Origin of the sequence: Nocardioides jensenii JCM 1364 = NBRC 14755 (assembly GCF_001552535.1) — a bacterium.
Taxonomy (GTDB): Bacteria; Actinomycetota; Actinomycetes; order Propionibacteriales; family Nocardioidaceae; genus Nocardioides; species Nocardioides jensenii.
This window is the reverse complement of the sequence record NZ_BCRJ01000052.1, coordinates 26271-46744: the sequence shown is the minus strand read 5'-3', so window position 1 is coordinate 46744 and position 20474 is coordinate 26271. Positions and strand designations below refer to the sequence as shown.

The window sequence follows — 20474 nt, the reverse complement described above, 5'->3', positions numbered from 1 at the left end:
CCGCCCCTTCACTCGGTGGCCAGGAAGAGGGCGATCACCCCGCCGACGCCGATGACGCCGAGCGCCAGCAACGCCGTACCGACGATGCCGAGGATGTAGCCGGTGTTGGCGAGGTCGCGCCCGCTCCAGCGCTGCGGGTTCGCGTCGATCTCCTTCAGGACGGCCCGGCCCCGGATCCACGCCACGGGGGAGAGCAGGATCGGCACCACGCAGAAGACCGCCCCGATGACGGCGACCAGTCCCAACGTCAGAGCGCCCGCGGCGCCGGGATGCTGCGGCGGCGGGATCGGCATCGCGGGCCACCCCCACCCACTGCCCTGAGGTGGCACGGGCGGGCGCTGGCCTGGAGGAGTGGGCTGGTGGTCGGAGGTGCTCATGCCTCAACGGTGGCAGGATCTGCCCGCAGCCATCGGTCGATGTCCGCCAGGCCTCGATCGACCACGTCGGAGGGAGCCCGTGAGGCCCGGAACGACATCCGCGCCAGCTCGGCCAACCGGGCATCGGTCAGGTCGTGGGCGGCGCGCATCGTGGCGTACTGGCCCTCGAGCTGGGAGCCGAACAGCAGCGGGTCGTCGGCCCCCAGAGCGACGGTGGCCCCCGCGTCCATCAGCTGGGGGAGCGGCACCGAGGTGAGGTCGGAGTAGACGCCGAGCGCGACGTTGGAGACCGGGCACACCTCGAGGGCGATGCCCTGCTGCACCACGCGATCGAGCAACGCCGGGTCCTCCCCGACCCGCACCCCGTGGCCGAGCCGGTCCGCGTGCAGGTGGTCGAGGCAGAGCCTGATGCTGTCGGGCCCGCGCAGCTCGCCGCCGTGCGGGGCCAGCAGGAGTCCGGCCCGCTCGGCTATGGCGAAGGCCGGCGCGAAGTCTGCGGTGGTGCCCCGGCGTTCGTCGTTGGAGAGCCCGAAGCCGACCACCCCGCGCTCGGCGTACTGCGCCGCGAGCCGGGCCAGGGCGCGGGCGTCGAGCGGGTGCCGGGTGCGGTTGGCCGCGATCACGACGGCGATGCCCAACCCGGTGCGCTCGGACGCGTCGCGGACGCAGTCGAGCACGAGGTCGGTGAACGCGGTGATGCCACCGAACTTCGCGGCGTACCCGCTGGGATCGACCTGGATCTCCAACCAGCGGCCACCGTCGCGGACGTCGTCCTCGGCGGCCTCGCGCACCAGTCGTCGTACGTCGTCGGGCGTGCGCAGCACCGACCGCGCCACGTCGTAGAGCCGCTGGAAGCGGAACCAGCCCTTCTCGTCGGCCGCGGACAGTTGCGGTGGCCACTCCTCGACCAGCGAGTCGGGGAGTACGACGCCGTCGCGTGCGGCGAGCTCGAGAAGCGTGGCGTGCCGCATCGATCCGGTGAAGTGCAGGTGAAGGTGTGCCTTGGGCAGGCTGGTCAGGTCGCGCCTCGGGTCACCCATGCCGGGACACTACCGGGCACCCGAGTCCCGGCCGTGCGGCAGCGCGTCAGCCGGCGAGTTTCTCCGCGGCTGCGAGCAGGGCGCAGGTGGCCACACCATCCATCGCCGCGGCGACGTCGGCCAGCTCCGGGAACGTCGGCGCCAGGCGGATGTTGCGGTTGCGTGGGTCGTCGCCGTGCGGGAAGGAGGAGCCGGCGGGAGTCAGCGCGATGCCGGCCTCCTTGGCCAGGGCGATCACCCGGGACGCGGTGCCGTCCATGACGTCGAGGTTGACGAAGTAGCCGCCTGCGGGCTTGGTCCAGGTGGCCACCCCCAGGCCGCCCAGGCGCTCGGAGAGCACCTGCTCGACCTCCGCGAACTTCGGGGCGATGATCGCGCGGTGCTTGGCCATGTGGTCGCGCACGCCCTGGGGTGAGCCGAAGAACTGCGCGTGCCGCAGCTGGTTGAGCTTGTCGGGACCGATCGCACCCTTGCCGAGGTGGGTGGTGTACCACTTCACGGTCTCGACCGAGCCGGCCAGGAAGGCGACGCCGGCGCCGGCGAAGGTGATCTTCGAGGTCGAGGCGAACATGATCGGGCGGTGCGGGTTGCCCGCCGCGCTGGCCAGGGTGAGGATGTCGGCGCTCTTGGCCTCGTCCTCGGTCAGGTGGTGGAACGCGTAGGCGTTGTCCCAGAAGATCTTGAAGTCCGGTGCCGCGGTCGGCATCGACGCCAGGCGGGCCGCGACCTCCTGGCTGGCGATCGAGCCGCTCGGGTTGGCATAGGTCGGCACGATCCACATGCCCTTGATGCTGGGATCGTCGGCGACCAGCGCCGCCACGGCCTCGGCGTCCGGGCCGTCCTCGTTCATCGGCACGGTGACGGTCTCGATGCCGAACCAGTCGAGCAGGGTGAAGTGACGGTCGTAGCCGGGGACGGGGCAGATGAAGGTGACCTTCTCCTCCTGTCCCCACGGGCGCTCGCTGTCGACACCGCCCTTGAGCCACAGGTCGGTGAGCACCTCGCGCATCATCACCAGGCTGGAGTTGCCGCCGGCAACGACCTGCGCGGGCTCGACCCACAGCAGGTCGGCAAACATGGCGCGCAGCTCGGAGATGCCGGCCAGGCCGCCGTAGTTGCGGGTGTCGACGCCGTCGGCGTCCTTCACCCCGTCGGGCAGTGAGAGCAACCCGTCGGACAGGTCGAGCTGAGCGGGTGCGGGCTTGCCGCGGGTGAGGTCGAGCTTCAGGCCGCCGGCCTTGAGGGCGTCGTACGCCGCGCGCTGTTCCGCGAGGAATGCGGCGAGCTGGTCGGCGGAGCGCTCCGCGAGTGGCTGGACGGTCTGGTTCGCCTCGGTCATGGGTCCATGTTTTCATGGGTGGCGTGCGGTCGACGCGGGCCACCCACAAGGTGGTCGGTCGACGCGCGGAGTCGGTCGGTTTGGACGCCACCTTGGTGTTCCACGTAGACTCCCGTTTTGGTGGATCCCACCCATGCTCAGCCATGCCCCGGATCGGGTGCGGCGACGGCTCGGGCCACCGGAGGGCACTAGCTCAACTGGCAGAGCATCGGTCTCCAAAACCGAAGGTTGGGGGTTCAAGTCCCTCGTGCCCTGCAACATCATCAGAGGTCAACAGGCAAGCAACGGAAGGTGGAGGACGTGGCGGAGAGCGACGCGGTTCGCGGCTCGGGCGATGAGCAAGAGCGCACCGGACCGATCACCTTCCTGCGTCAGGCCATCGCCGAGCTGCGCAAGGTGGTCTGGCCGACCCAGGAACAGCTGATCACCTACTTCCTGGTGGTCATGGTGTTCGTGATCGTCCTGATGACGCTGGTGTCACTGCTGGATCTCGGCTTCGGCAAGCTCGTCTTCGAGATCTTCGCGACCAACACCAAACAGTAGGTCCGCCCCGCGGTTCGCCCTGACTGGATCGGGCACCGCTCGGCAGGCACCACGCACTACGAAATGACGGAGCATCACGTGTCGGAGCAGTACGACGAAGCATCGGTCGACGAGACCGGTGAGCAGGTCGAGATCCTTTGCGACCCCGCGGAGTCGACGGAGACGGCCCCCCAGCCCGACGAGGAGCAGGTCGACGAGGCTCAGGCCGACGAGGCTCAGGCCGACGACGCGCAGCCCGAGGTCGATGAGCCCGAGGTCGATGAAGCCGACGAGGCTCCGGCCGACGACGTAGCCGAGACCGAGGTCGACGCTGACGCTGACGCTGAGGACGAGGACCCGCTCGAGGAGTTCCGCCGCGCGCTGTGGGCCAAGCCCGGCGACTGGTACGTCGTCCACACCTACTCCGGCATGGAGAACCGGGTGAAGGCGAACCTCGAGAACCGCATCATCTCCCTCAACATGGAGGACTACATCCACGAGATCGTGGTCCCCATCGAAGAGGTCGCCGAGATCAAGAACGGTCAGCGCAAGCTCGTCAAGCGCACCGTCCTGCCCGGCTACGTCCTGGTCCGCATGGACCTGACCGACGAGTCCTGGTCGACCGTGCGCCACACGCCGTCGGTGACCGGCTTCGTGGGCCACAGCCACCAGCCGGTGCCGCTGAGCATGTCCGAGGTCGAGAGCATGCTGGCCCCGGCCGTGGTCGCGGCCGCCGAGGCCGAGGCCGCCGCAGGCGAGTCCGGCTCGGGTGCCCAGAAGTCCGGTGGCGCGGGAGCTTCGCGCAAGCCGGTCGAGGTTGCCGACTTCGACGTCAGTGACTCGGTCATGGTCGTCGACGGTCCGTTCGCCACGCTGCACGCCACGATCACCGAGATCAACGCCGAGTCGCAGCGGGTCAAGGCCCTGGTCGAGATCTTCGGTCGCGAGACGCCCGTCGAGCTGTCCTTCAGCCAGATCCAGCGCGTCTGACCGGCGGAGCCGGTCAGAACCGCGCTGAGGTCGAGCGAGCGGCCGGCTGAGGAACGAAGCCGGCACTGCGGGTCGAGACCCGGTGGAGCGCACGGCGCGCCCCGGCGATTTCACAAGCGCAAGGCATCCGGAGCACAATGGTCCGGATGCCTCGGCCCGTACGTCGGCCGGCACACAGGCACCACGTAAGAAGTGGCAGGGGTTCGATCCCCGTCATGACCACACGAAGAAAGAGAAGACATGCCCCCCAAGAAGAAGATCGCTGCCCTGGTCAAGGTGCAGCTGCAGGCAGGCGCAGCAACTCCGGCCCCGCCGGTCGGTACCGCTCTCGGTCCGCACGGTGTGAACATCATGGACTTCTGCAAGGCCTACAACGCGCAGACCGAGTCGATGCGTGGCAACGTCATCCCCGTCGAGATCACCATCTTCGAGGACCGTTCCTTCACCTTCATCACCAAGACTCCGCCGGCCGCCGAGCTGATCAAGAAGGCCGCCGGCGTCAAGAAGGGCTCGGGCGTCCCGCACAAGGAGAAGGTCGGCAAGCTGACCAAGGACCAGGTGCGTGAGATCGCGCAGACCAAGCTGCCCGACCTGAACGCCAACGACATCGATGCCGCGATGAAGATCGTCGAGGGCACCGCACGTTCGATGGGCGTCGAGACCGCCTGATCCGAGGGTCTGGCTCCCAGACTCGAGTACCCCGTGGCAGGGCCGCGCTGGCCCGTGCACCACACACTCTTTCGAAGAAACGAGAACACCATGCAGCGCAGCAAGACCTACCGTGCGGCGGCAGACACGTTCGACCAGGACGAGCTCTACGCCCCGCTGGCCGCGATCAAGATCGCCAAGAGCAGCAGCAAGAAGAAGTTCGACGAGACCGTTGACGTCGTCATGCGCCTCGGCGTCGACCCCCGCAAGGCCGACCAGATGGTGCGCGGCACCGTCAACCTGCCCCACGGCACCGGCAAGACCGCCAAGGTTCTCGTCTTCGCCAACGGTGACAAGGCCGAGGCCGCTCGCGAGGCCGGTGCCGACATCGTCGGTGGCGACGAGCTGATCGAGAAGGTCAACGGCGGCTGGACCGACTTCGACGCCGTCGTCGCGACCCCCGACATGATGGGCAAGGTCGGTCGCCTCGGCCGCGTGCTCGGCCCCCGCGGCCTCATGCCGAACCCGAAGACCGGCACGGTCACCCCCGACGTGGCCAAGGCCGTCACCGACATCAAGGGCGGCAAGATCGAGTTCCGCGTGGACCGTCACGCCAACCTGCACTTCATCATCGGCAAGGCCTCGTTCAGCGAAGCCCAGCTCGCCGAGAACTACGCCGCGGCGCTCGACGAGGTGCTGCGTCTCAAGCCGGCCAGCTCCAAGGGCCGCTACATCTCCAAGGTCGTCGTCTCCACGACCATGGGCCCTGGTGTCCAGGTCGACCCGAACCGCACCAAGAATGTTGCGCTCGAGGACGACGCCCAGGCCTGAGCCTGCGGTCGTCGTACGACGCCACACCGGCCGGTCACCCCACGCGGGGTGACCGGCCGGTTTCTTTGTCGGGCAGTGGCGCGGGCGGGTTTGGCCCGGAGGCTCCCGGGTAGGTTGCCTGCGCGAATCCACAAACCACGAGGAGACTCACCAATGTCCATCAAGATGCCCCGCGCCGCGATCGCCGTGGCCCTGGCCTCCACCCTGTTCTTCGCCGGCTGCTCCGACGACAGCGACAAGGACAAGAACGACTCCAAGCAGGACAGCAGCGAGACCTCCAACCCTGACTCCGGCGACGACGGCGACGGCGGCGACCCCGCGGTCTCCGAGTCCGGCGACAGCGGTGACGGCGACATCGCCCCCTTGGAGAAGGACAATTTCTACCAGACCGTGATCGAGGCGCAGATCGAGGCCGGTTCCTACAAGGGCACCACCACGAGCACCGTTGCCGGCCAGAGCGTGGTGATGAACATGGAGGCCAGCTACGAGGACGGCAAGCTCTCCTCCCGTGCGAGCAGCGACCCGAGCTCGGCCCAGCAGATCGAGACGATCCTGGTGGACGGCGTGGTCTACATGAAGGGCGCCGGACTCGGTGCCCCTGAGGGCAAGTGGCTCAAGATCGACACCAAGGACTCGAGCGGCGCGAACAACCCGCTCTCGTCGCTGCTGAGCCTGGCCGACCCGGAGAACGCGATCAAGCTGCTCGACGACCCCAAGGAGTTCAAGCTGATCGGGGCCGAGGACGTCGACGGGGTCGGGGCCAACCACTACCAGATCACGCTCGACTCGGCGACGTACGCGAAGAACCTCAACCTGCCCGAGATCGCCAGCGCCCTCCCGCCGGAGCTGACCTTCGACATGTGGGTCGACGCCGAGAACCGCCCGGTGAAGATGCACCAGGAGATCGAGGTCAGTGGCCAGTCCAGCACCACCGACGTGCTCTACACCGACTACGGCACCGATGTGAACATCGAGGCTCCGCCGGCCGCGGACACCGTCAGCCGTTGAGTCCTGCCGGCTCCGGCCGGCACTCGCCGCAGCATCCGTCTCCCCTCCCCGTCGTCGACGGGGAGGGGAGACGTACTCTGGCGGTCATGTCTCGCCAGCTCTCCCGCTCCTCGGCCCTCCAGGCAGGAGCCGCCGCGGTCCTCGTCGTGGGCGTCATGCTCCTGCTGATCGTCAGCGGTCACAACCGCGACGACGCCGACGACAACGCCGACGACGGCGACCGGAGCAGCGACGTGACCGAGTCCCAGGAGCTGGCCGGCGGCTTCGTCACCATCCCCTCCGACGCGTTCTTCGCCACCGTCACGGCGGCCCAGAAGGCGGCCGGCAGTTGGCGCGTCGTCTCCGTCTCCGAGATCGACGGCAAGGCCTCGCCGGCCTCGACCCAGGACGTCGTCGACGCCAACGGCGACCCGGCGATCCGTATCCAGATCCAGTCCACCAAGGGCCCCGTGATCGGGGTCTACGTCGGTGGACGGTTCTACGTCCACGGACTCACCGCGGCGCCCACGCCCTGGTGGAAGGTGCCCACGTCTCCCGCGATCGAGGACCTCCTGGTCTTCGCCGACCCGGAGCAGTTCCTCTCGGGCATCAAGGATCCGAGGTCCTTCGAGGTGATCGGCGTCGAGAAGGTCGAGTCCGGCAACGCTGTCCACTACAAGATCGGAGTGGACGCCGAGACTGCCGACGAGAACGGCGAGCAGAACGGCACCCAGCCGGTGCAGCTGGACCTGTGGGTCGACAACGAGAACCGGCCGGTGCAGGCGATCTCGACGTTCACCGTCGAGGGTCACAAGCAGACCAGCACGCTGGTCTACTCCGACTACGGGCAGGACCTCGAGATCGCAGCGCCGCCCGCCGACCAGGTCACCACCAAGGCTCCCCAGGGCGCCGGCCTCTGACACCCCGCGCTCGACCGCCGCGCGATTTGGCCGGGCCGTACGTCGGTGCGTAGACTCCCCGTTCGTAACCAGAGACCGCCGGTGGTCCACAACCCAGGAGACTGGGTCACAGACCGAAGGTTCCGCGAAGCGGACGGCCAGCGCAGGTTCAGAGCAAGATCCCCGGATCTCCCCGCCCTGGCCCTGTGTCGGGGCGTTCGACATTTCACGGGGGTGTGGTGGTCTCTTCGACGTAGTTCGGAAGGAGACCCATGGCGCGGCCAGACAAGGCAGCAGCCGTTGCGGAGGTCGTTGACTCGTTCAACAACTCCGCTGGTGCTGTGCTGACCGATTACCGCGGTCTCACCGTTGCTCAGCTGCAGGAATTGCGGCGCGCACTCGGCGAGAACGCCAACTACGCCGTGGTCAAGAACACGCTGGCCAAGATCGCCGCCAATGAGGCGGGCATCGAAGGCTTCGACGACCTCCTCGCCGGCCCGACCGCCATCGCCTTCATCAGCGGTGACGTCGTCGAGGCGGCCAAGGGTCTGCGTGACTTTGCCAAGGCAAACCCCGCCCTGATCATCAAGGGTGGCGTGCTCGACGGCGGCTTCCTCGACGCGAAGGAGATCGCCAAGCTGGCCGATCTCGAGTCGCGCGAGGTCCTCATGGGCAAGCTGGCGGGCGCAATGCTCGCTTCGCTCTCCCAGGCCGTCTACCTGCTCAACGCCCCGATCTCGCAGGCTGCGCGGCTCGCCGGCGCCCTCGAGGCCAAGGCACAGCAGGACCCCTCGATCCTCGCAGGTGGTGCCGGCGCTCCCGCCCCGGCCGAAAGCACTGCTGAGGAATCCCCGGCAGTCGAGGAAGCCCCGGCTTCCGACGCCGCCGAGGAAGCCCCGGTTGCCGAAGAGGCCGCCGAGTCCACTGACGCCTGATCCAGGGCCGACGTACACCACCTGAAACCCGGCTTCTCCCCATTGATCGGGGATGAGCCAGAACCGAAAGGAAGCGCCACCATGGCGAAGCTCAGCACCGACGAGCTGCTCGACGCGTTCAAGGAAATGACCCTCATCGAGCTCTCCGAGTTCGTGAAGCAGTTCGAAGAGACCTTCGGCGTCACCGCCGCTGCCCCCGTCGCCGTTGCCGCTGCCCCGGCCGCCGGTGGCGCCGCTGGTGGCGACGAGGCCGCTGCTCAGGACGAGTTCGACGTCGTCCTCGAGGCCGCTGGTGACAAGAAGATCAACGTCATCAAGGAGGTCCGCGCGCTGACCTCCCTCGGTCTGAAGGAGGCCAAGGACCTCGTCGAGTCGGCTCCCAAGGCGATCCTCGAGAAGGTCGACAAGGCCGCCGCGGACAAGGCGAAGGAAGCCCTCGAGGGCGCCGGCGCCACCGTCACGGTCAAGTGATCCACGCACGCGCAAGCGTGCTGTGATCGTCCGCACGCGCCAGCGTGCGACAGACGGGCGGTTCCCCATCACGGGGGACCGCCCGTCTTGTCATTTCGCCCAAGGGCCGCGCGGTGCGTGGGCACCTGCGACAAAGGTTGGTCAGGGTAGTGACGCGACCCACGAAACGCCGTAACTTAACCGGAGCGCTTGCGTTGTTACTGCGAAGTCAACGTGGGGCGGGGGAGTCCCCGGCCAGTTCGATCGGCCGAGGCGCCAGTCCAGCGAAGCATTGAGGGAGACGAGACGCCATGGGCGTAGACATCAGAGTTGAAGAGCTCAGCAAGTCGTTCGGCAAGCAGCTGATCTGGGGCGACGTCACGTTGACGATCCCGGCCGGCGAGGTGTCGGTGATGCTGGGCCCTTCGGGAACCGGCAAGTCCGTGTTCCTGAAGACACTGATCGGTCTGCTCAAGCCCGACAAGGGCTCGGTGATCATCGAGGGCACCGACATCGCCAGCTGCTCCGAGAAGGACCTCTACGAGATCCGCAAGCTCTTCGGCGTGCTGTTCCAGGACGGCGCCATGTTCGGTTCGATGAACCTCTTCGACAACGTTGCCTTCCCGCTGCGCGAGCACACCAAGAAGGGCGAGTCCGAGATTCGCAACATCGTCATGGAGAAGATGGACCTGGTCGGTCTCATCGGTGCCGAGGACAAGCTCCCCGGTGAGATCTCCGGCGGCATGCGCAAGCGTGCCGGCCTGGCCCGCGCGCTGGTGCTCGACCCCGAGATCCTGCTGATCGACGAGCCCGACTCCGGTCTCGACCCGGTCCGTACCTCATTCATCAACCAGCTCTTCATCGACCTCAATGCGCAGATCGACGCGACGTTCCTGATCGTGACCCACGACATCAACAGCACGCGCACGGTTCCCGACAACATCGGGTTGCTCTACCACAAGCACCTGGCCATGTTCGGTCCCCGCGAGATGCTGCTGAGCTCCGAGGAGCCGGTCGTTCGCCAGTTCCTCAACGCCCAGACCGTCGGCCCGATCGGCATGTCTGAGGAGAAGGACGCCGACGAGCTGGCCGCCGAGAAGGACATCGAGATGCCGCCGCTTCCGCCGATCCCGCTGCAGCTCGAGCCGTCCAACGGCATTCCCCGTCGCAGCCAGCGGCCCGCCGGTGAGTGGTGCCGCACCAACGGCATCACCCCGCCTCCCGGGTCCTTCGAGTCCAGCAACGCCGGCTTGACGCCGGGATCCTGACCCGACCCATGGCCTCACTGACGACTTCACGGGCACTCGCCCCGATCGGCACCGCCGGCAAGCTGTTCGCCTTCGGTCTCGACGTCGGGCGCGGGTTGTTCCGGCGACCCTTCCAGCTGCGGGAGTTCCTGCAGCAGGCGTGGTTCATCGCGTCAGTGACGATCGTCCCGACCGCGCTGGTGGCGATCCCGTTCGGTGCGGTGATCGCACTCCAGGTCGGTGGCCTGATCAAGCAGTTCGGTGCCCAGTCCTTCACCGGGTCCGCGGCCGTGCTGGCCGTCGTACGCGAGGCCGGGCCGATCGCCACGTCCCTGCTGATCGCGGGAGCGGGCGGCTCGGCGATCGCCGCCGACCTGGGCGCCCGCAAGATCCGTGAAGAGCTCGACGCCATGATGGTGCTCGGCATCGACCCGATCCAACGCCTCGTCGTGCCCCGCGTGCTGGCCTGCATGCTGGTCGCGGTCTTCCTGAACGGATTGGTCTCCGTTGTGGGCGTGATCGGCGGCTACGTCTTCAACGTCGTCCTCCAGGACGGCACACCAGGGGCCTATTTGGCGAGCTTCACCGCGCTCGCACAACTTCCCGACCTGTGGCAGGGCATGGCCAAGGCCCTGGTCTTCGGACTGATCGCGGCGATCGTGGCCTGCTACAAGGGCATGAACGCCGGTGGTGGCCCGAAGGGCGTCGGTGACGCGGTCAACGAGTCCGTGGTCATCACGTTCATGCTCCTCTTCGTCGTCAACTTCGTGATGAGCGCGATCTACATGCAGCTCGTCCCGCCGAAGACGGGTTGACGCCGTGGCCGATCTCAAAGCCGTCTACCGGCGACCCATGCAGATGCTCGACGAGATGGGTCAGCAGCTCGCGTTCTACCTGCGCGCGTTGCTGTGGACCCCGCGCACGATCCGGCGCTACAAGAAAGAGATCCTGCGCATCCTGGCCGAGGTCACGCTCGGCTCCGGAGCTCTGGCGGTCATCGGTGGCACCGTCGGCGTCATCCTGGCGATGTGCTTCTTCACCGGCACCGAGGTCGGTCTGCAGGGCTATGCCGCGCTGAACCAGATCGGCACCGCAGCCTTCTCCGGATTCCTCTCGGCCTACTTCAACACCCGCGAGATCGCCCCGCTGGTGGCCGGCATCGCGCTGGCCGCGACGGTGGGCTGTGGCTTCACCGCGCAGCTGGGTGCCATGCGCATCTCCGAGGAGATCGACGCCCTCGAGGTGATGGCGATCCCGTCACTGCCGTTCCTGGTCACCACGCGCATCATCGGCGGCCTGATCGCGGTCATCCCGCTCTACGTCGTCGGCCTGATGTCGTCGTACTTCGCGACCCGGCTCACCCTGACCACGTTCTTCGGCCAGAGCAAGGGCACCTACGACCACTACTTCAACCAGTTCCTGCCACCCGGCGACGTGCTGTGGTCCTTCGGCAAGGTGATGGTCTTCGCGGTCGTCGTCATCCTGATCCACTGCTATCACGGCTACAACGCCAGCGGCGGCCCCGCCGGCGTCGGCGTCTCCGTGGGGCGTGCAGTGCGCACCTCGATCGTGGCGATCAACGTGATCGACCTGTTCCTGTCGATGGCGATCTGGGGCACCACCACGACGGTGAGGCTGGCGGGATGAACAGAGTCCTCGGACACACCAAGATCGTCGGGCTGCTCTTCCTGGCGCTGATCGCGTCGGGCCTGTGGCTGACCATGGCGATCTTCAGCAAGAAGTTCACCGACTACGACAAGGTCGACCTGGAGTCCAGCAGCGTCGGGCTCCAGCTGCCGGCCCGCGCCGACGTCAAGATCCGCGGCGTCCAGGTCGGTGAGGTCCTCGACATGAAGGCGACCTCCGACGGCGCCGTACTCACCCTGGGCCTCTATCCCGACCAGGTCGACACCATCCCGGCCAACGTGACCGCGCGCATCGAGCCCAAGACCCTCTTCGGTGAGAAGTACGTCGCCCTGCAGGTGCCCGCCCAGCCGGAGGACAGCCACATCCGGGCCGGCGCGACGATCACCCAGACCAAGGTCGCCGCCCAGGTGGAAGAGACCCTCAACGACATCTACCCGCTGCTGCGCGCGGTGGAGCCGGCCGACCTGAACAAGACGCTCAACGCGCTGGCCACCGCACTCGAGGGTCGCGGCGAGCGGATCGGTGAGAACCTCGAGATCCTCGACGGCTACCTCAAGCGGATCAACCCGCAGCTGCCGGCACTGATCGAGGACCTCCGCCTCACCGCGCGGACCGCCGACGTCTACGCCGAGGTGCTGCCCGACCTTGCCACCACGTTGCGCAACACGGTCAAGACCGGCAACACGCTGCTCTCCCGCGAGGACAAGCTCAACAAGCTCTTCTCCGACGTCTCCCGGTTCTCCGACGTGACCGGCCAGTTCCTCGACGCCAACGAGGAGAACCTGATCCGCGTCGGTGAGCTGAGCGCCACCTCGCTGCGGATGATCGCGAAGTACGCCCCCGAGTTCCCCTGCCTGACCAAGGGCATCATCGGCGCCGGCAAGACCCAGGCCGAGGCGTTCCGCGGCTTCACCCTCCACATCAACCTCGAAGTGCTGCCGAACAACCCGCGTGAGTACGGCCCCCAGGACACCCCCGTGACCCGGGCCAAGGGCGGTGCCTACTGCGGCACGCTGCCCAACCCGCCGTTCACCCAGCAGAACCCGCTGAGGACGGTGCCGAACTTCGACGACGGCGTCGAACAGGACACCGGCAAGGGCACCCGCCGGGTGGCCCCGGGATCGACCGGCCTCACCGCCGCCCCGGGTGGCTCCGCCGAGGCGGCCATGATCCGCGGACTGCTGGCCGGCATGAACGACACCCAGCCCTCCGCCCTCGGTGTGCTGCTGCTCGGCCCCATGGTGCGGGGCACGGAGGTGACCCTGCGATGAGCATCCTCGACAAGCGCACCGCATCGGCCACCTGGAAGCTCGTGGTCTTCATGGTCATCACCGCGATCGCCACCGGCATGCTCGCCGTCCTGATCGGCAACCTCACCTTCGCCCCCAGCCGTGAGTTCAAGGCGGAGTTCACCAACGTGGCCGGCGTGGTCAAGGGTGACGACGTCCGCATCGCCGGGGTCAAGGTCGGCACCGTCAAGGACATCGAGATCAAGGACCGCACCCGGGCCGTGCTGACGTTCAGCGTCGCCGACGAGGCCGACGTCACGACCACCACCCATGCCACGATCCGCTATCGCAACCTCGTCGGCCAGCGCTACATCGCCCTGGCCCAACAGGGTGAGGGCGGGTCCGACATGGACAAGGGCGACACGATCCCGGTCTCCCGCACCAAGCCGGCCCTGGACCTCACCGTGCTGTTCAACGGTTTCAAGCCGCTCTTCCAGGCGTTGTCGCCCCAGGACCTCAACCAGCTCTCCTACGAGATCATCCAGGTCTTCCAGGGAGAGGGCGGCACCCTCGAGGGGCTGCTCGGACACACGGCGTCGATCACCCAGACCTTGGCCGACCGCGACCAGGTGATCGGTGACCTCGTCGACAACCTGAACGAGGTGCTGGTCACCGTCGGTGACCGCGACGAGCAGCTGTCCAGCCTGATCGTCAACCTGCGCAATCTCGTGGGCGGCCTGGCCGACGACAAGGACGCCATCCTCGGGTCGCTGGACTCGATCTCATCCCTGGCGGTGCAGACCTCCGACCTGGTCAAGGGCGTCCGTGGGCCCCTCGTGCGTGACGTGAAGCAGCTGCGCACCGTGGCCGGCAACCTCGCCAAGAACCGGGCCGAGCTCGACCGTGCCCTGCAGGTGCTGCCGATCAAGCTGACCAAGATCGGCCGCACCGCGACCTACGGCTCGTGGTTCAACTTCTACCTGTGCCGTTTCACCGGCACCGTCAAGATCGGCACGCTGAAGGAGATCCCGGTCGACTACGACACCAAGAACTCGAGGTGCCAGCTGCCATGAGCACCCCGTTCCGCGAGAAGAACCCGGTCATCATCGGGGCCGTCAGCATGGCGGCGATCGCCGCGCTCATCCTGCTGGCCTTCCGGGCCGACCAGCTCCCGATCATCGGCGGAGGCGACACCTACTACGCCTCCTTCAAGGAGGCAGGGGGTCTCAAGGCCAACGACGAGGTCCGGGTGGCCGGCGTACGCGTCGGCAAGATCGACAAGCTCGAGCTCGACGGTGACCACGTCAAGGTCAGCTTCAAGGTCCAGGGCGATGTCGACTTCGGACCCGAGTCCCGTGCCTCGATCAAGGTCAAGACCCTGCTGGGTGCGATGTACCTCGAGCTCGAGCCGGCCGGCTCCGGGCAGATGGACGAGGGTGACACGATCCCGGTCAGCCGCACGAGCTCGCCGTACGACGTGGTGCAGGCGTTCGAGGGACTCGCCGAGCGCTCCGATGCCATCGACGTCGACCAGCTGAAGACGTCGCTGAACACCCTGGCCGACCTCACCCGCAACACCCCCGAGGAGTTCCGGGCCGCGCTGACGGGTGTCTCGGCGCTGTCCAACAACCTGGCCGCGCGCGACAAGCAGATCAACACACTGCTGAAGAACCTGCGCAAGGTCTCCGGCACGCTCGGCTCGCGTGACCAGGACATCATCGCGTTGATGAAGGACGCCCGGGTGCTGTTCTCGGCCCTCGTCTCGCGCCGCGACGCCATCCACAACCTGCTGGTCTCCACCGCCACCATGTCGCAGGAGCTCACCGCGTTGGTCGACCAGACCAAGGCCGACCTGAAGCCGGCCCTGACCAACCTCGACACGGTGGTCAAGGTGCTGCTGAAGAACCAGGACAACCTCGACGAGAGCCTCCGCACGATGGCGCCGTTCTACCGCTACTTCGCCAGCACGCTCGGCAACGGACCGTGGTTCGACACCACGATCACCAACATGCCGCCGCTCCCGGGAGGTGGCTGAGATGAAGCGCTTCATCGTGCCCGGCATCATCTTCGTGCTGGTGGCCGCCGCTGCGTTCGTCATGTTCCGCGACGAGGACCGCAAGACCCTGACCGCGGAGTTCCCCCGCACCGTCTCGATCTACGAGGGCTCCGACGTCCGGGTGCTCGGCATCCCCGTCGGGCAGGTCGACTCGGTGACCCCGAACGGCACCACCGTGACGGTGAAGATGTCCTACGAGTCCGACATCGACATCCCCGCGGACGCCAAGGCGGTCATCGTCTCCCCGAGCGTGGTCGGCGACCGGTTCGTCCAGCTCACCCCTGTCTACACCGAGGGGCCGAAGCTCGACGACGGCGCGAAGCTGGACATGAAGAGCACGTCGACGCCTCTCGAGCTCGACGACATCTACCAGAGCCTCGACGACCTCACCGTGGCCCTGGGGCCGGAGGGCGCCAACAGCGACGGTGCGCTGACCGAGCTGCTGAGCACCACTGCCGACAACTTCGACGGTCAGGGAGCACAGGTCAACCGGACCATCAAGGACCTCGGCAAGTTGACCGGCACGTTGGAGAACAACAAGGACGAACTGTTCGGCAGTGCCGAGCAGTTGGAGAAGTTCGTCAACACGCTGGCCCGCAACGACAAGGTCGTACGCCGGTTCAACGCGTCGATGTCCTCCGTGTCCGACCTGTTGGCCGGTGAGCGCGACGAGCTGTCCACGTCGCTGTCGAACCTGGCCACCGCCCTGGGGAGGGTGCAGACCTTCGTCAAGGACAACAAGACCCTGCTCAGCCGCAACGTGAAGGGGCTCAACAAGGTGTCGAAGACCCTGGTCAAGCGCCGCGGTGAGCTCGACGAGATCCTCAAGGCGGCCCCGGTCGCGCTCAGCAACCTGGCGCTGACCTACAACCCGGGTGCCGGCACCCTCGACACGTCGGCCAACCTCGAGAACGCCGCGCACGAGCTCACCAACAATCCGGGCCTGTTCCTGTGCTCCGTCGTGGGGCAGACGCAGAAGAGCGACGCCCTCTGCGACCTGATCCAGGGGCTGTTGCCGCGCACCGGGACCTACGGTGCAGCAGCGGTGGACGACCCGACGTTCAACGCGCTGTTGGGGGTGGCCCGATGAGGCGGTCCCTGATCGCGCTGCTGTGTGCCCTGGTCCTGAGTGCCGTCACGGGCTGCGGTTTCTCGGTGCAGAAGCTGCCGCTCCCCGGCGGCGCCGACGTGGGGGACGACCCCATCGAGGTCACCGTGAGGTTCCCCGACGCACTCGACCTGGTGCCCCAGTCGACGGTGAAGGTGGCCGACGTGACCGTCGGCAAGGTCACCGACATCTCGCTGGTCGACAACGCGGCCGAGGTCACCATGCTGCTCCGCAAGGACGTCGGCCTGCCCGCCAACGCCGAGGCGGAGATCCGGCAGACCAGCCTGCTCGGCGAGAAGTTCGTCTCGCTCAAGGCGCCCGACGACCCGGCGGCCGGGAAGCTCGGTGACGGCGACGAGATCGCCGAGTCCAGCACCAACCGCAACCCCGAGGTCGAGGAGGTCCTGGGCGCGCTGAGCCTGGTCCTCAACGGCGGCGGCGTGGCCCAGCTGAAGACGATCTCCAGTGAGCTGAACAAGGCACTGGAGGGCCGCGAGGGCAGCGCCCGTTCGGTGCTGACGTCACTGCGCACCTTCGTCACCCAGCTCGACGACAACAAGGCCGACGTGGTCGCGGCCATCGAGTCGCTCAACCGACTCTCGATCGCGGCCAACAAGCAGAAGTCCTCGATCACCACCGCGCTCGACGAGCTGCCCGCGGCACTGGCCTCGATCGACAGCCAGCGCCAGGACCTCGTCAAGATGCTCAAGGCGTTGGCCCGCCTGGGCAACGTGGGCACCCGGGTGATCAAGGCGTCGAAGGCGTCCACCATCGATGCCCTCACCCAGCTCGACCCCGTGCTCACCGAGCTCGCCAAGACCGGTGACGACTTCGCCAACGCGTTCAGCGTCTTCCTGACCTATCCCTTCGTGGACGAGTCGGTGGGCCGTGACCCACAGGTCGCGCGCAACCTGCACATGGGCGACTACGTGAACCTGGCGATCAAGCTCGACATCCGCCTCGACGGGTCGATGCAGCTGCCGCTCCCCACCTTGGTGCCCTCCGAGATCGACCCCACGGAGATCGTCAACGACGTGCTGAGCTGCCTGACCAGTGGCGACCTGCTCGGCCCGGAGTGCAGCAAGGTGCTGAAGAAGCCGCAGCAGCTGCTCCAGCTGAGGCAGCTGTGCCAGAAGCCGGCGAACCAGAAGCTCCCCGTCTGCAAGGTCCTCAACGGGCTGACCCTGAGCGGGGGAGACTCGACGGGCGACGGCGGGGCGGTCCCCGGACTGCCCGACCTCGGTCTGGGCAACCTGGGTCTCGGTCGCGCGGCGCCCGGTGGCCAGTCCCTGAAGGGCTCCGTGACTCTCGGCCAGATGATGGACCTGTATGACCCGACCCTGGCCCGCATCCTGCTCCCGGGGGTGGCCCAGTGATCACCAGACGGACCAAGGTGCAGCTGATCATCTTCGTGGTGATCACCCTGCTCGGCGTCACGTTCGTGGGCGCCCGCTACGCGCGACTCGACCGGATCGTGCTCGATCGCAGCTACACCGTGGTCGCCCACCTCCAGGAGTCCGGCGGCATCTTCGCCGGGGCGGAGGTGACCTACCGCGGCGTCACCATCGGCCGCGTCGAGGAGATGGTGCTCACCGACGACGGGGTCGACGTCCACCTCGACATCGACAACAAGTGGGACACCATCCCCTCCGACACCCTGGCGGTGGTCGGCAACCGCTCGGCCGTCGGCGAGCAGTACGTCGAGCTGCAGCCGAAGGTCGACGACGGGCCCTACCTCAAGGACGACTCCGAGATCGACGTCGACGACACGCGTCTGCCGATCCCGACGGCGAAGCTCCTCGGTGACCTGTCGGCGACCGTGAACAGCGTCGACCGGGACGACCTGCGCACCGTGGTCTCCGAGCTAGGCACGGCGTTCGACGGCACCGGTGAGGATCTCGGCCAGATCATCGACACCTCGAACTCGTTCATCGAGACCGCGAACGAGAACTTCGAGTTGACCACTGCCTTGATCAAGGACGCCAACACGGTGCTCTCCGGCCAGCTGGCGACCGCCTCCTCGATCCGCAACTTCTCCAAGAACCTGCGCCTGTTCAGCACGACGCTGGCCGGCTCCGACAAGGACCTGCGCACTGTCATTGACACCGGTTCGGCGACTGCCAACGAGCTGCGCAGCTTCATCGAGGAGAACCAGGTCGACATCGCCTCGCTGCTGAACAACGTGCGCACCACCAGCGAGGTGGTGGTGGCCAACCTCGACGGCGTCGAGCACCTCCTCGTGGTCTACCCCCACGTGGTGGAGGCCGGCTTCACCGTGGTCTCCAAGGACCCCGAGACGGGCAAGTACGACGCCCACTTCGGGCTCGTGCTGACCCCGCACCAGCTGTGTCACAACGGCTACCAGGGCGCCGACAAGCGCAGCCCGTTCGATCGGGAGAACCGCCCGCTGAAGACCGGTCTGCGGTGCACCGACTCCGCCGACAAGTCCAACGCCCGCGGTGCCCAGAACCTGCACCGCGCCGCCACGGACTACGACAACCCGGTCGTGGCGACGTACGACGAGACCTCCGGCAAGGTGACCTGGCTCGGCGAGCCGGCCACGTTGAACCGCGACGGTAGCCTGACCAGTCGAAGCTCGGGGAGCCAAGGAAAGGGGTCGTGGACGTGGTTGATGCTCAGCGCGCTCCAGAACGCGGAGTGAAGCCGAGGTCGTCCCGTCTGCGGTTGGTGGTTGCCTGCCTGCTCGTGGTCGCGCTGGTGGCCTCACTGGTCTGGCTGGTCATGGGGGTGCGCGACCGCACCGACGACGGCCCCGACGTGCAGGCCGACCGCGACAAGGTGATGCTCAAGACACGCGAGTACATGCTGGCCGCCTTCAACTTCGGCGCCGGCGACCTCGACGCGCAGAAGCACCTGACCGCCTACCGGGACCGGGTCACCCCGCTGATCACCACGCAGTTCGAGGCCGACTTCGAGCAGGCGACCGGCGCGGTCGAGCAGGCGGTGGCCCAGGGTCAGTCGTCCAGCAAGGCCACGGTGGACCACACCGCGGTCGAGTCCCTCGACGAGGACACCGCCACGGTGATCGTGGGCGGTGAGCTGACCATCCGGCTGGGCACGAAGAAGCAGCCTGCTCCGCAGCCCTACGCGTGGTCGATCACCTTGAAGAAGGTCGACGGCACCTGGCTGGTCGACAAGTTCAAGGCGTATGAGGCCGGGCAGTCCAGTGGCCAGGGGGCGGGCCAGTGAGCGCCAGCTGGTACGACGTCCTCGGGGTCGAGCGCGAGGCGACCTCGGAGGAGATCCGTGAGGCCTGGAAGCAGTCGATCGGCGAGCTCGAGCCCACCGATCGACGGTTCAAGGTCTACAACGAGGCGGCCGGGGTGCTGCTCGACGAGGACCAGCGGGCGGCGTACGACCGGACGCTGCCTCCCGAGGAGCCCGACGAGACGGACCAGCCGGACGACGGCGACGAGGCCGAGGAACCCGAGGCGGGGACGAACCATCCGGACGACGGCGGCGAGGCCGAGGAACCCCAGGCAGGGCCGTCAGCTGCCCGCTCCACGGTCGTCGTGCCCGACTGGGTGCTGATCGCGCTCACCGCCCTCACGCTGGTGGTCGCAGGGGTGGCGACCTACCTCCACGTCAGCAACGACGACGTCGATGTCGAGGGCAACATCTCGGCTGCTCGCTCCGCCGCCGAGAAGGCCGTGCCCAAGGTGCTCACCTACGACTACCGCTATCCCGAGCGTGACCACGATGTCGCGATGAGGTTGCTCACCGGCGATGCGCACGAGGAGTACGACCACATCTGGAACGACGCGATCCTGCCGAACCTCCAGAAGACCAAGGCGACGGCCACCTCCGAGTCCTTGGGATCCGGTGTCGTGCGGGCCTCGGATGACGGTGAGCGAGTCGAGGTCCTGGTGGTGCTGCACACCCGTACCGCCAACCGCAACGTGTCCACCGAGATCCCCCCGCTGCCGCTCAGCGTGCAGATGGTGCACAAGAACGGCGAGTGGCTGATCGGCGACATGGAGCTGTGGGAGCCCACCGCCGCGGAGGAAGAGCCCGGCGACGACGGGTCCGCCACACCGTCTGACTAGGCGCGCCCTGGGGGAGTGAGGGGGCTTCGGAGAACGGAATCGAGGCCGCCGCGCCGACCGCAGGAACGCCTCGGTGCTTGACCTGGGGCCGTTGCCGGTTCA

General features: G+C 67.5%; 22 protein-coding genes and 1 tRNA gene. 20 read left to right on the top strand and 3 right to left on the bottom strand.

What is annotated here, in order from left to right:
- Nucleotides 1-8 precede the first annotated feature (8 nt).
- The 3 genes from NJ4_RS12130 to NJ4_RS12120 are packed head-to-tail and all read right to left on the bottom strand — an operon-like array spanning nucleotide 9 to nucleotide 2756.
- Entirely contained in the window at nucleotides 9-377 is a 369-nt protein-coding gene (locus NJ4_RS12130) for a DUF4190 domain-containing protein (protein WP_157551109.1), read from the bottom strand.
- Nucleotides 374-1417: an adenosine deaminase gene (locus tag NJ4_RS12125; protein WP_067435081.1), complete on the bottom strand. Its 1044-nt coding sequence runs from the start codon at nucleotides 1415-1417 to the stop codon at nucleotides 374-376. The genes NJ4_RS12130 and NJ4_RS12125 overlap by 4 nt, the downstream gene beginning before the upstream one ends.
- 46 nt (nucleotides 1418-1463) lie before the next feature.
- Nucleotides 1464-2756 carry a PLP-dependent aminotransferase family protein gene (locus tag NJ4_RS12120; protein ID WP_067435078.1) on the bottom strand — a complete coding sequence of 431 codons (1293 nt, stop codon included), beginning with the start codon at nucleotides 2754-2756 and terminating at the stop codon, nucleotides 1464-1466.
- Nucleotides 2757-2938: 182 nt separating this feature from the next.
- Here NJ4_RS12120 and NJ4_RS12115 point away from each other — a divergent pair.
- The 20 genes from NJ4_RS12115 to NJ4_RS12020 all read left to right on the top strand — a co-directional run bounded on the left by NJ4_RS12115 (nucleotide 2939) and on the right by NJ4_RS12020 (nucleotide 20372).
- Nucleotides 2939-3011, top strand: a tRNA-Trp gene (locus NJ4_RS12115).
- 45 nt (nucleotides 3012-3056) lie between these two features.
- Nucleotides 3057-3299, top strand: coding sequence for a preprotein translocase subunit SecE (gene secE, locus NJ4_RS12110; protein WP_067435166.1), 243 nt, complete (start codon nucleotides 3057-3059; stop codon nucleotides 3297-3299).
- A gap of 63 nt (nucleotides 3300-3362) precedes the next feature.
- Nucleotides 3363-4268, top strand: coding sequence for a transcription termination/antitermination protein NusG (gene nusG / locus NJ4_RS12105; protein ID WP_067435075.1), 906 nt, complete (start codon nucleotides 3363-3365; stop codon nucleotides 4266-4268).
- A gap of 240 nt (nucleotides 4269-4508) precedes the next feature.
- Nucleotides 4509-4937, top strand: a complete 429-nt coding sequence (gene rplK, locus NJ4_RS12100) for a 50S ribosomal protein L11 (RefSeq protein ID WP_067435073.1) — start codon at nucleotides 4509-4511, stop codon at nucleotides 4935-4937.
- Nucleotides 4938-5027: 90 nt separating this feature from the next.
- Nucleotides 5028-5747 carry a 50S ribosomal protein L1 gene (gene rplA / locus NJ4_RS12095; protein WP_067435070.1) on the top strand — a complete coding sequence of 240 codons (720 nt, stop codon included), beginning with the start codon at nucleotides 5028-5030 and terminating at the stop codon, nucleotides 5745-5747.
- 153 nt (nucleotides 5748-5900) lie between these two features.
- Nucleotides 5901-6755 carry a LolA-like protein gene (locus tag NJ4_RS12090; RefSeq protein ID WP_067435067.1) on the top strand — a complete coding sequence of 285 codons (855 nt, stop codon included), beginning with the start codon at nucleotides 5901-5903 and terminating at the stop codon, nucleotides 6753-6755.
- Between the two features lie 86 nt (nucleotides 6756-6841).
- Nucleotides 6842-7654: a hypothetical protein gene (locus tag NJ4_RS12085; protein WP_067435064.1), complete on the top strand. Its 813-nt coding sequence runs from the start codon at nucleotides 6842-6844 to the stop codon at nucleotides 7652-7654.
- A gap of 251 nt (nucleotides 7655-7905) precedes the next feature.
- On the top strand, nucleotides 7906-8568 hold the full coding sequence (gene rplJ, locus NJ4_RS12080; protein WP_067435061.1) for a 50S ribosomal protein L10: 663 nt from the start codon (nucleotides 7906-7908) through the stop codon (nucleotides 8566-8568).
- 81 nt (nucleotides 8569-8649) lie between these two features.
- Complete coding sequence (gene rplL, locus NJ4_RS12075; RefSeq protein WP_056682430.1) at nucleotides 8650-9039, top strand: 50S ribosomal protein L7/L12; 390 nt, start codon at nucleotides 8650-8652, stop codon at nucleotides 9037-9039.
- 290 nt (nucleotides 9040-9329) lie between these two features.
- Nucleotides 9330-10286: an ABC transporter ATP-binding protein gene (locus tag NJ4_RS12070; RefSeq protein ID WP_067435059.1), complete on the top strand. Its 957-nt coding sequence runs from the start codon at nucleotides 9330-9332 to the stop codon at nucleotides 10284-10286.
- Between the two features lie 8 nt (nucleotides 10287-10294).
- The gene (locus tag NJ4_RS12065) at nucleotides 10295-11080 is read left to right on the top strand and encodes an MlaE family ABC transporter permease (protein WP_067435056.1); all 786 of its coding nucleotides are present in this window, start codon (nucleotides 10295-10297) and stop codon (nucleotides 11078-11080) included.
- 37 nt (nucleotides 11081-11117) lie between these two features.
- Complete coding sequence (locus NJ4_RS12060) at nucleotides 11118-11912, top strand: MlaE family ABC transporter permease (protein WP_082748493.1); 795 nt, start codon at nucleotides 11118-11120, stop codon at nucleotides 11910-11912.
- Nucleotides 11909-13183, top strand: coding sequence for an MCE family protein (locus NJ4_RS12055; protein WP_067435050.1), 1275 nt, complete (start codon nucleotides 11909-11911; stop codon nucleotides 13181-13183). The genes NJ4_RS12060 and NJ4_RS12055 overlap by 4 nt, the downstream gene beginning before the upstream one ends.
- Nucleotides 13180-14214 carry an MCE family protein gene (locus NJ4_RS12050; RefSeq protein WP_067435047.1) on the top strand — a complete coding sequence of 345 codons (1035 nt, stop codon included), beginning with the start codon at nucleotides 13180-13182 and terminating at the stop codon, nucleotides 14212-14214. Before NJ4_RS12055 ends, NJ4_RS12050 begins: the two co-directional genes overlap by 4 nt.
- Entirely contained in the window at nucleotides 14211-15176 is a 966-nt protein-coding gene (locus tag NJ4_RS12045) for an MCE family protein (RefSeq protein WP_067435044.1), read from the top strand. Before NJ4_RS12050 ends, NJ4_RS12045 begins: the two co-directional genes overlap by 4 nt.
- 1 nt (nucleotide 15177) lies before the next feature.
- Nucleotides 15178-16287, top strand: coding sequence for an MCE family protein (locus NJ4_RS12040; RefSeq protein ID WP_067435041.1), 1110 nt, complete (start codon nucleotides 15178-15180; stop codon nucleotides 16285-16287).
- On the top strand, nucleotides 16284-17681 hold the full coding sequence (locus NJ4_RS12035; protein WP_067435038.1) for an MCE family protein: 1398 nt from the start codon (nucleotides 16284-16286) through the stop codon (nucleotides 17679-17681). Before NJ4_RS12040 ends, NJ4_RS12035 begins: the two co-directional genes overlap by 4 nt.
- A complete protein-coding gene (locus NJ4_RS12030) occupies nucleotides 17678-18967 on the top strand; it encodes an MCE family protein (protein ID WP_067435035.1) in 1290 nt (429 codons plus the stop codon). Before NJ4_RS12035 ends, NJ4_RS12030 begins: the two co-directional genes overlap by 4 nt.
- Nucleotides 18964-19515, top strand: coding sequence for a hypothetical protein (locus NJ4_RS12025; RefSeq protein WP_067435033.1), 552 nt, complete (start codon nucleotides 18964-18966; stop codon nucleotides 19513-19515). The genes NJ4_RS12030 and NJ4_RS12025 overlap by 4 nt, the downstream gene beginning before the upstream one ends.
- On the top strand, nucleotides 19512-20372 hold the full coding sequence (locus NJ4_RS12020) for a J domain-containing protein (protein WP_067435030.1): 861 nt from the start codon (nucleotides 19512-19514) through the stop codon (nucleotides 20370-20372). Before NJ4_RS12025 ends, NJ4_RS12020 begins: the two co-directional genes overlap by 4 nt.
- The last annotated feature ends 102 nt before the right edge of the window (nucleotides 20373-20474 follow it).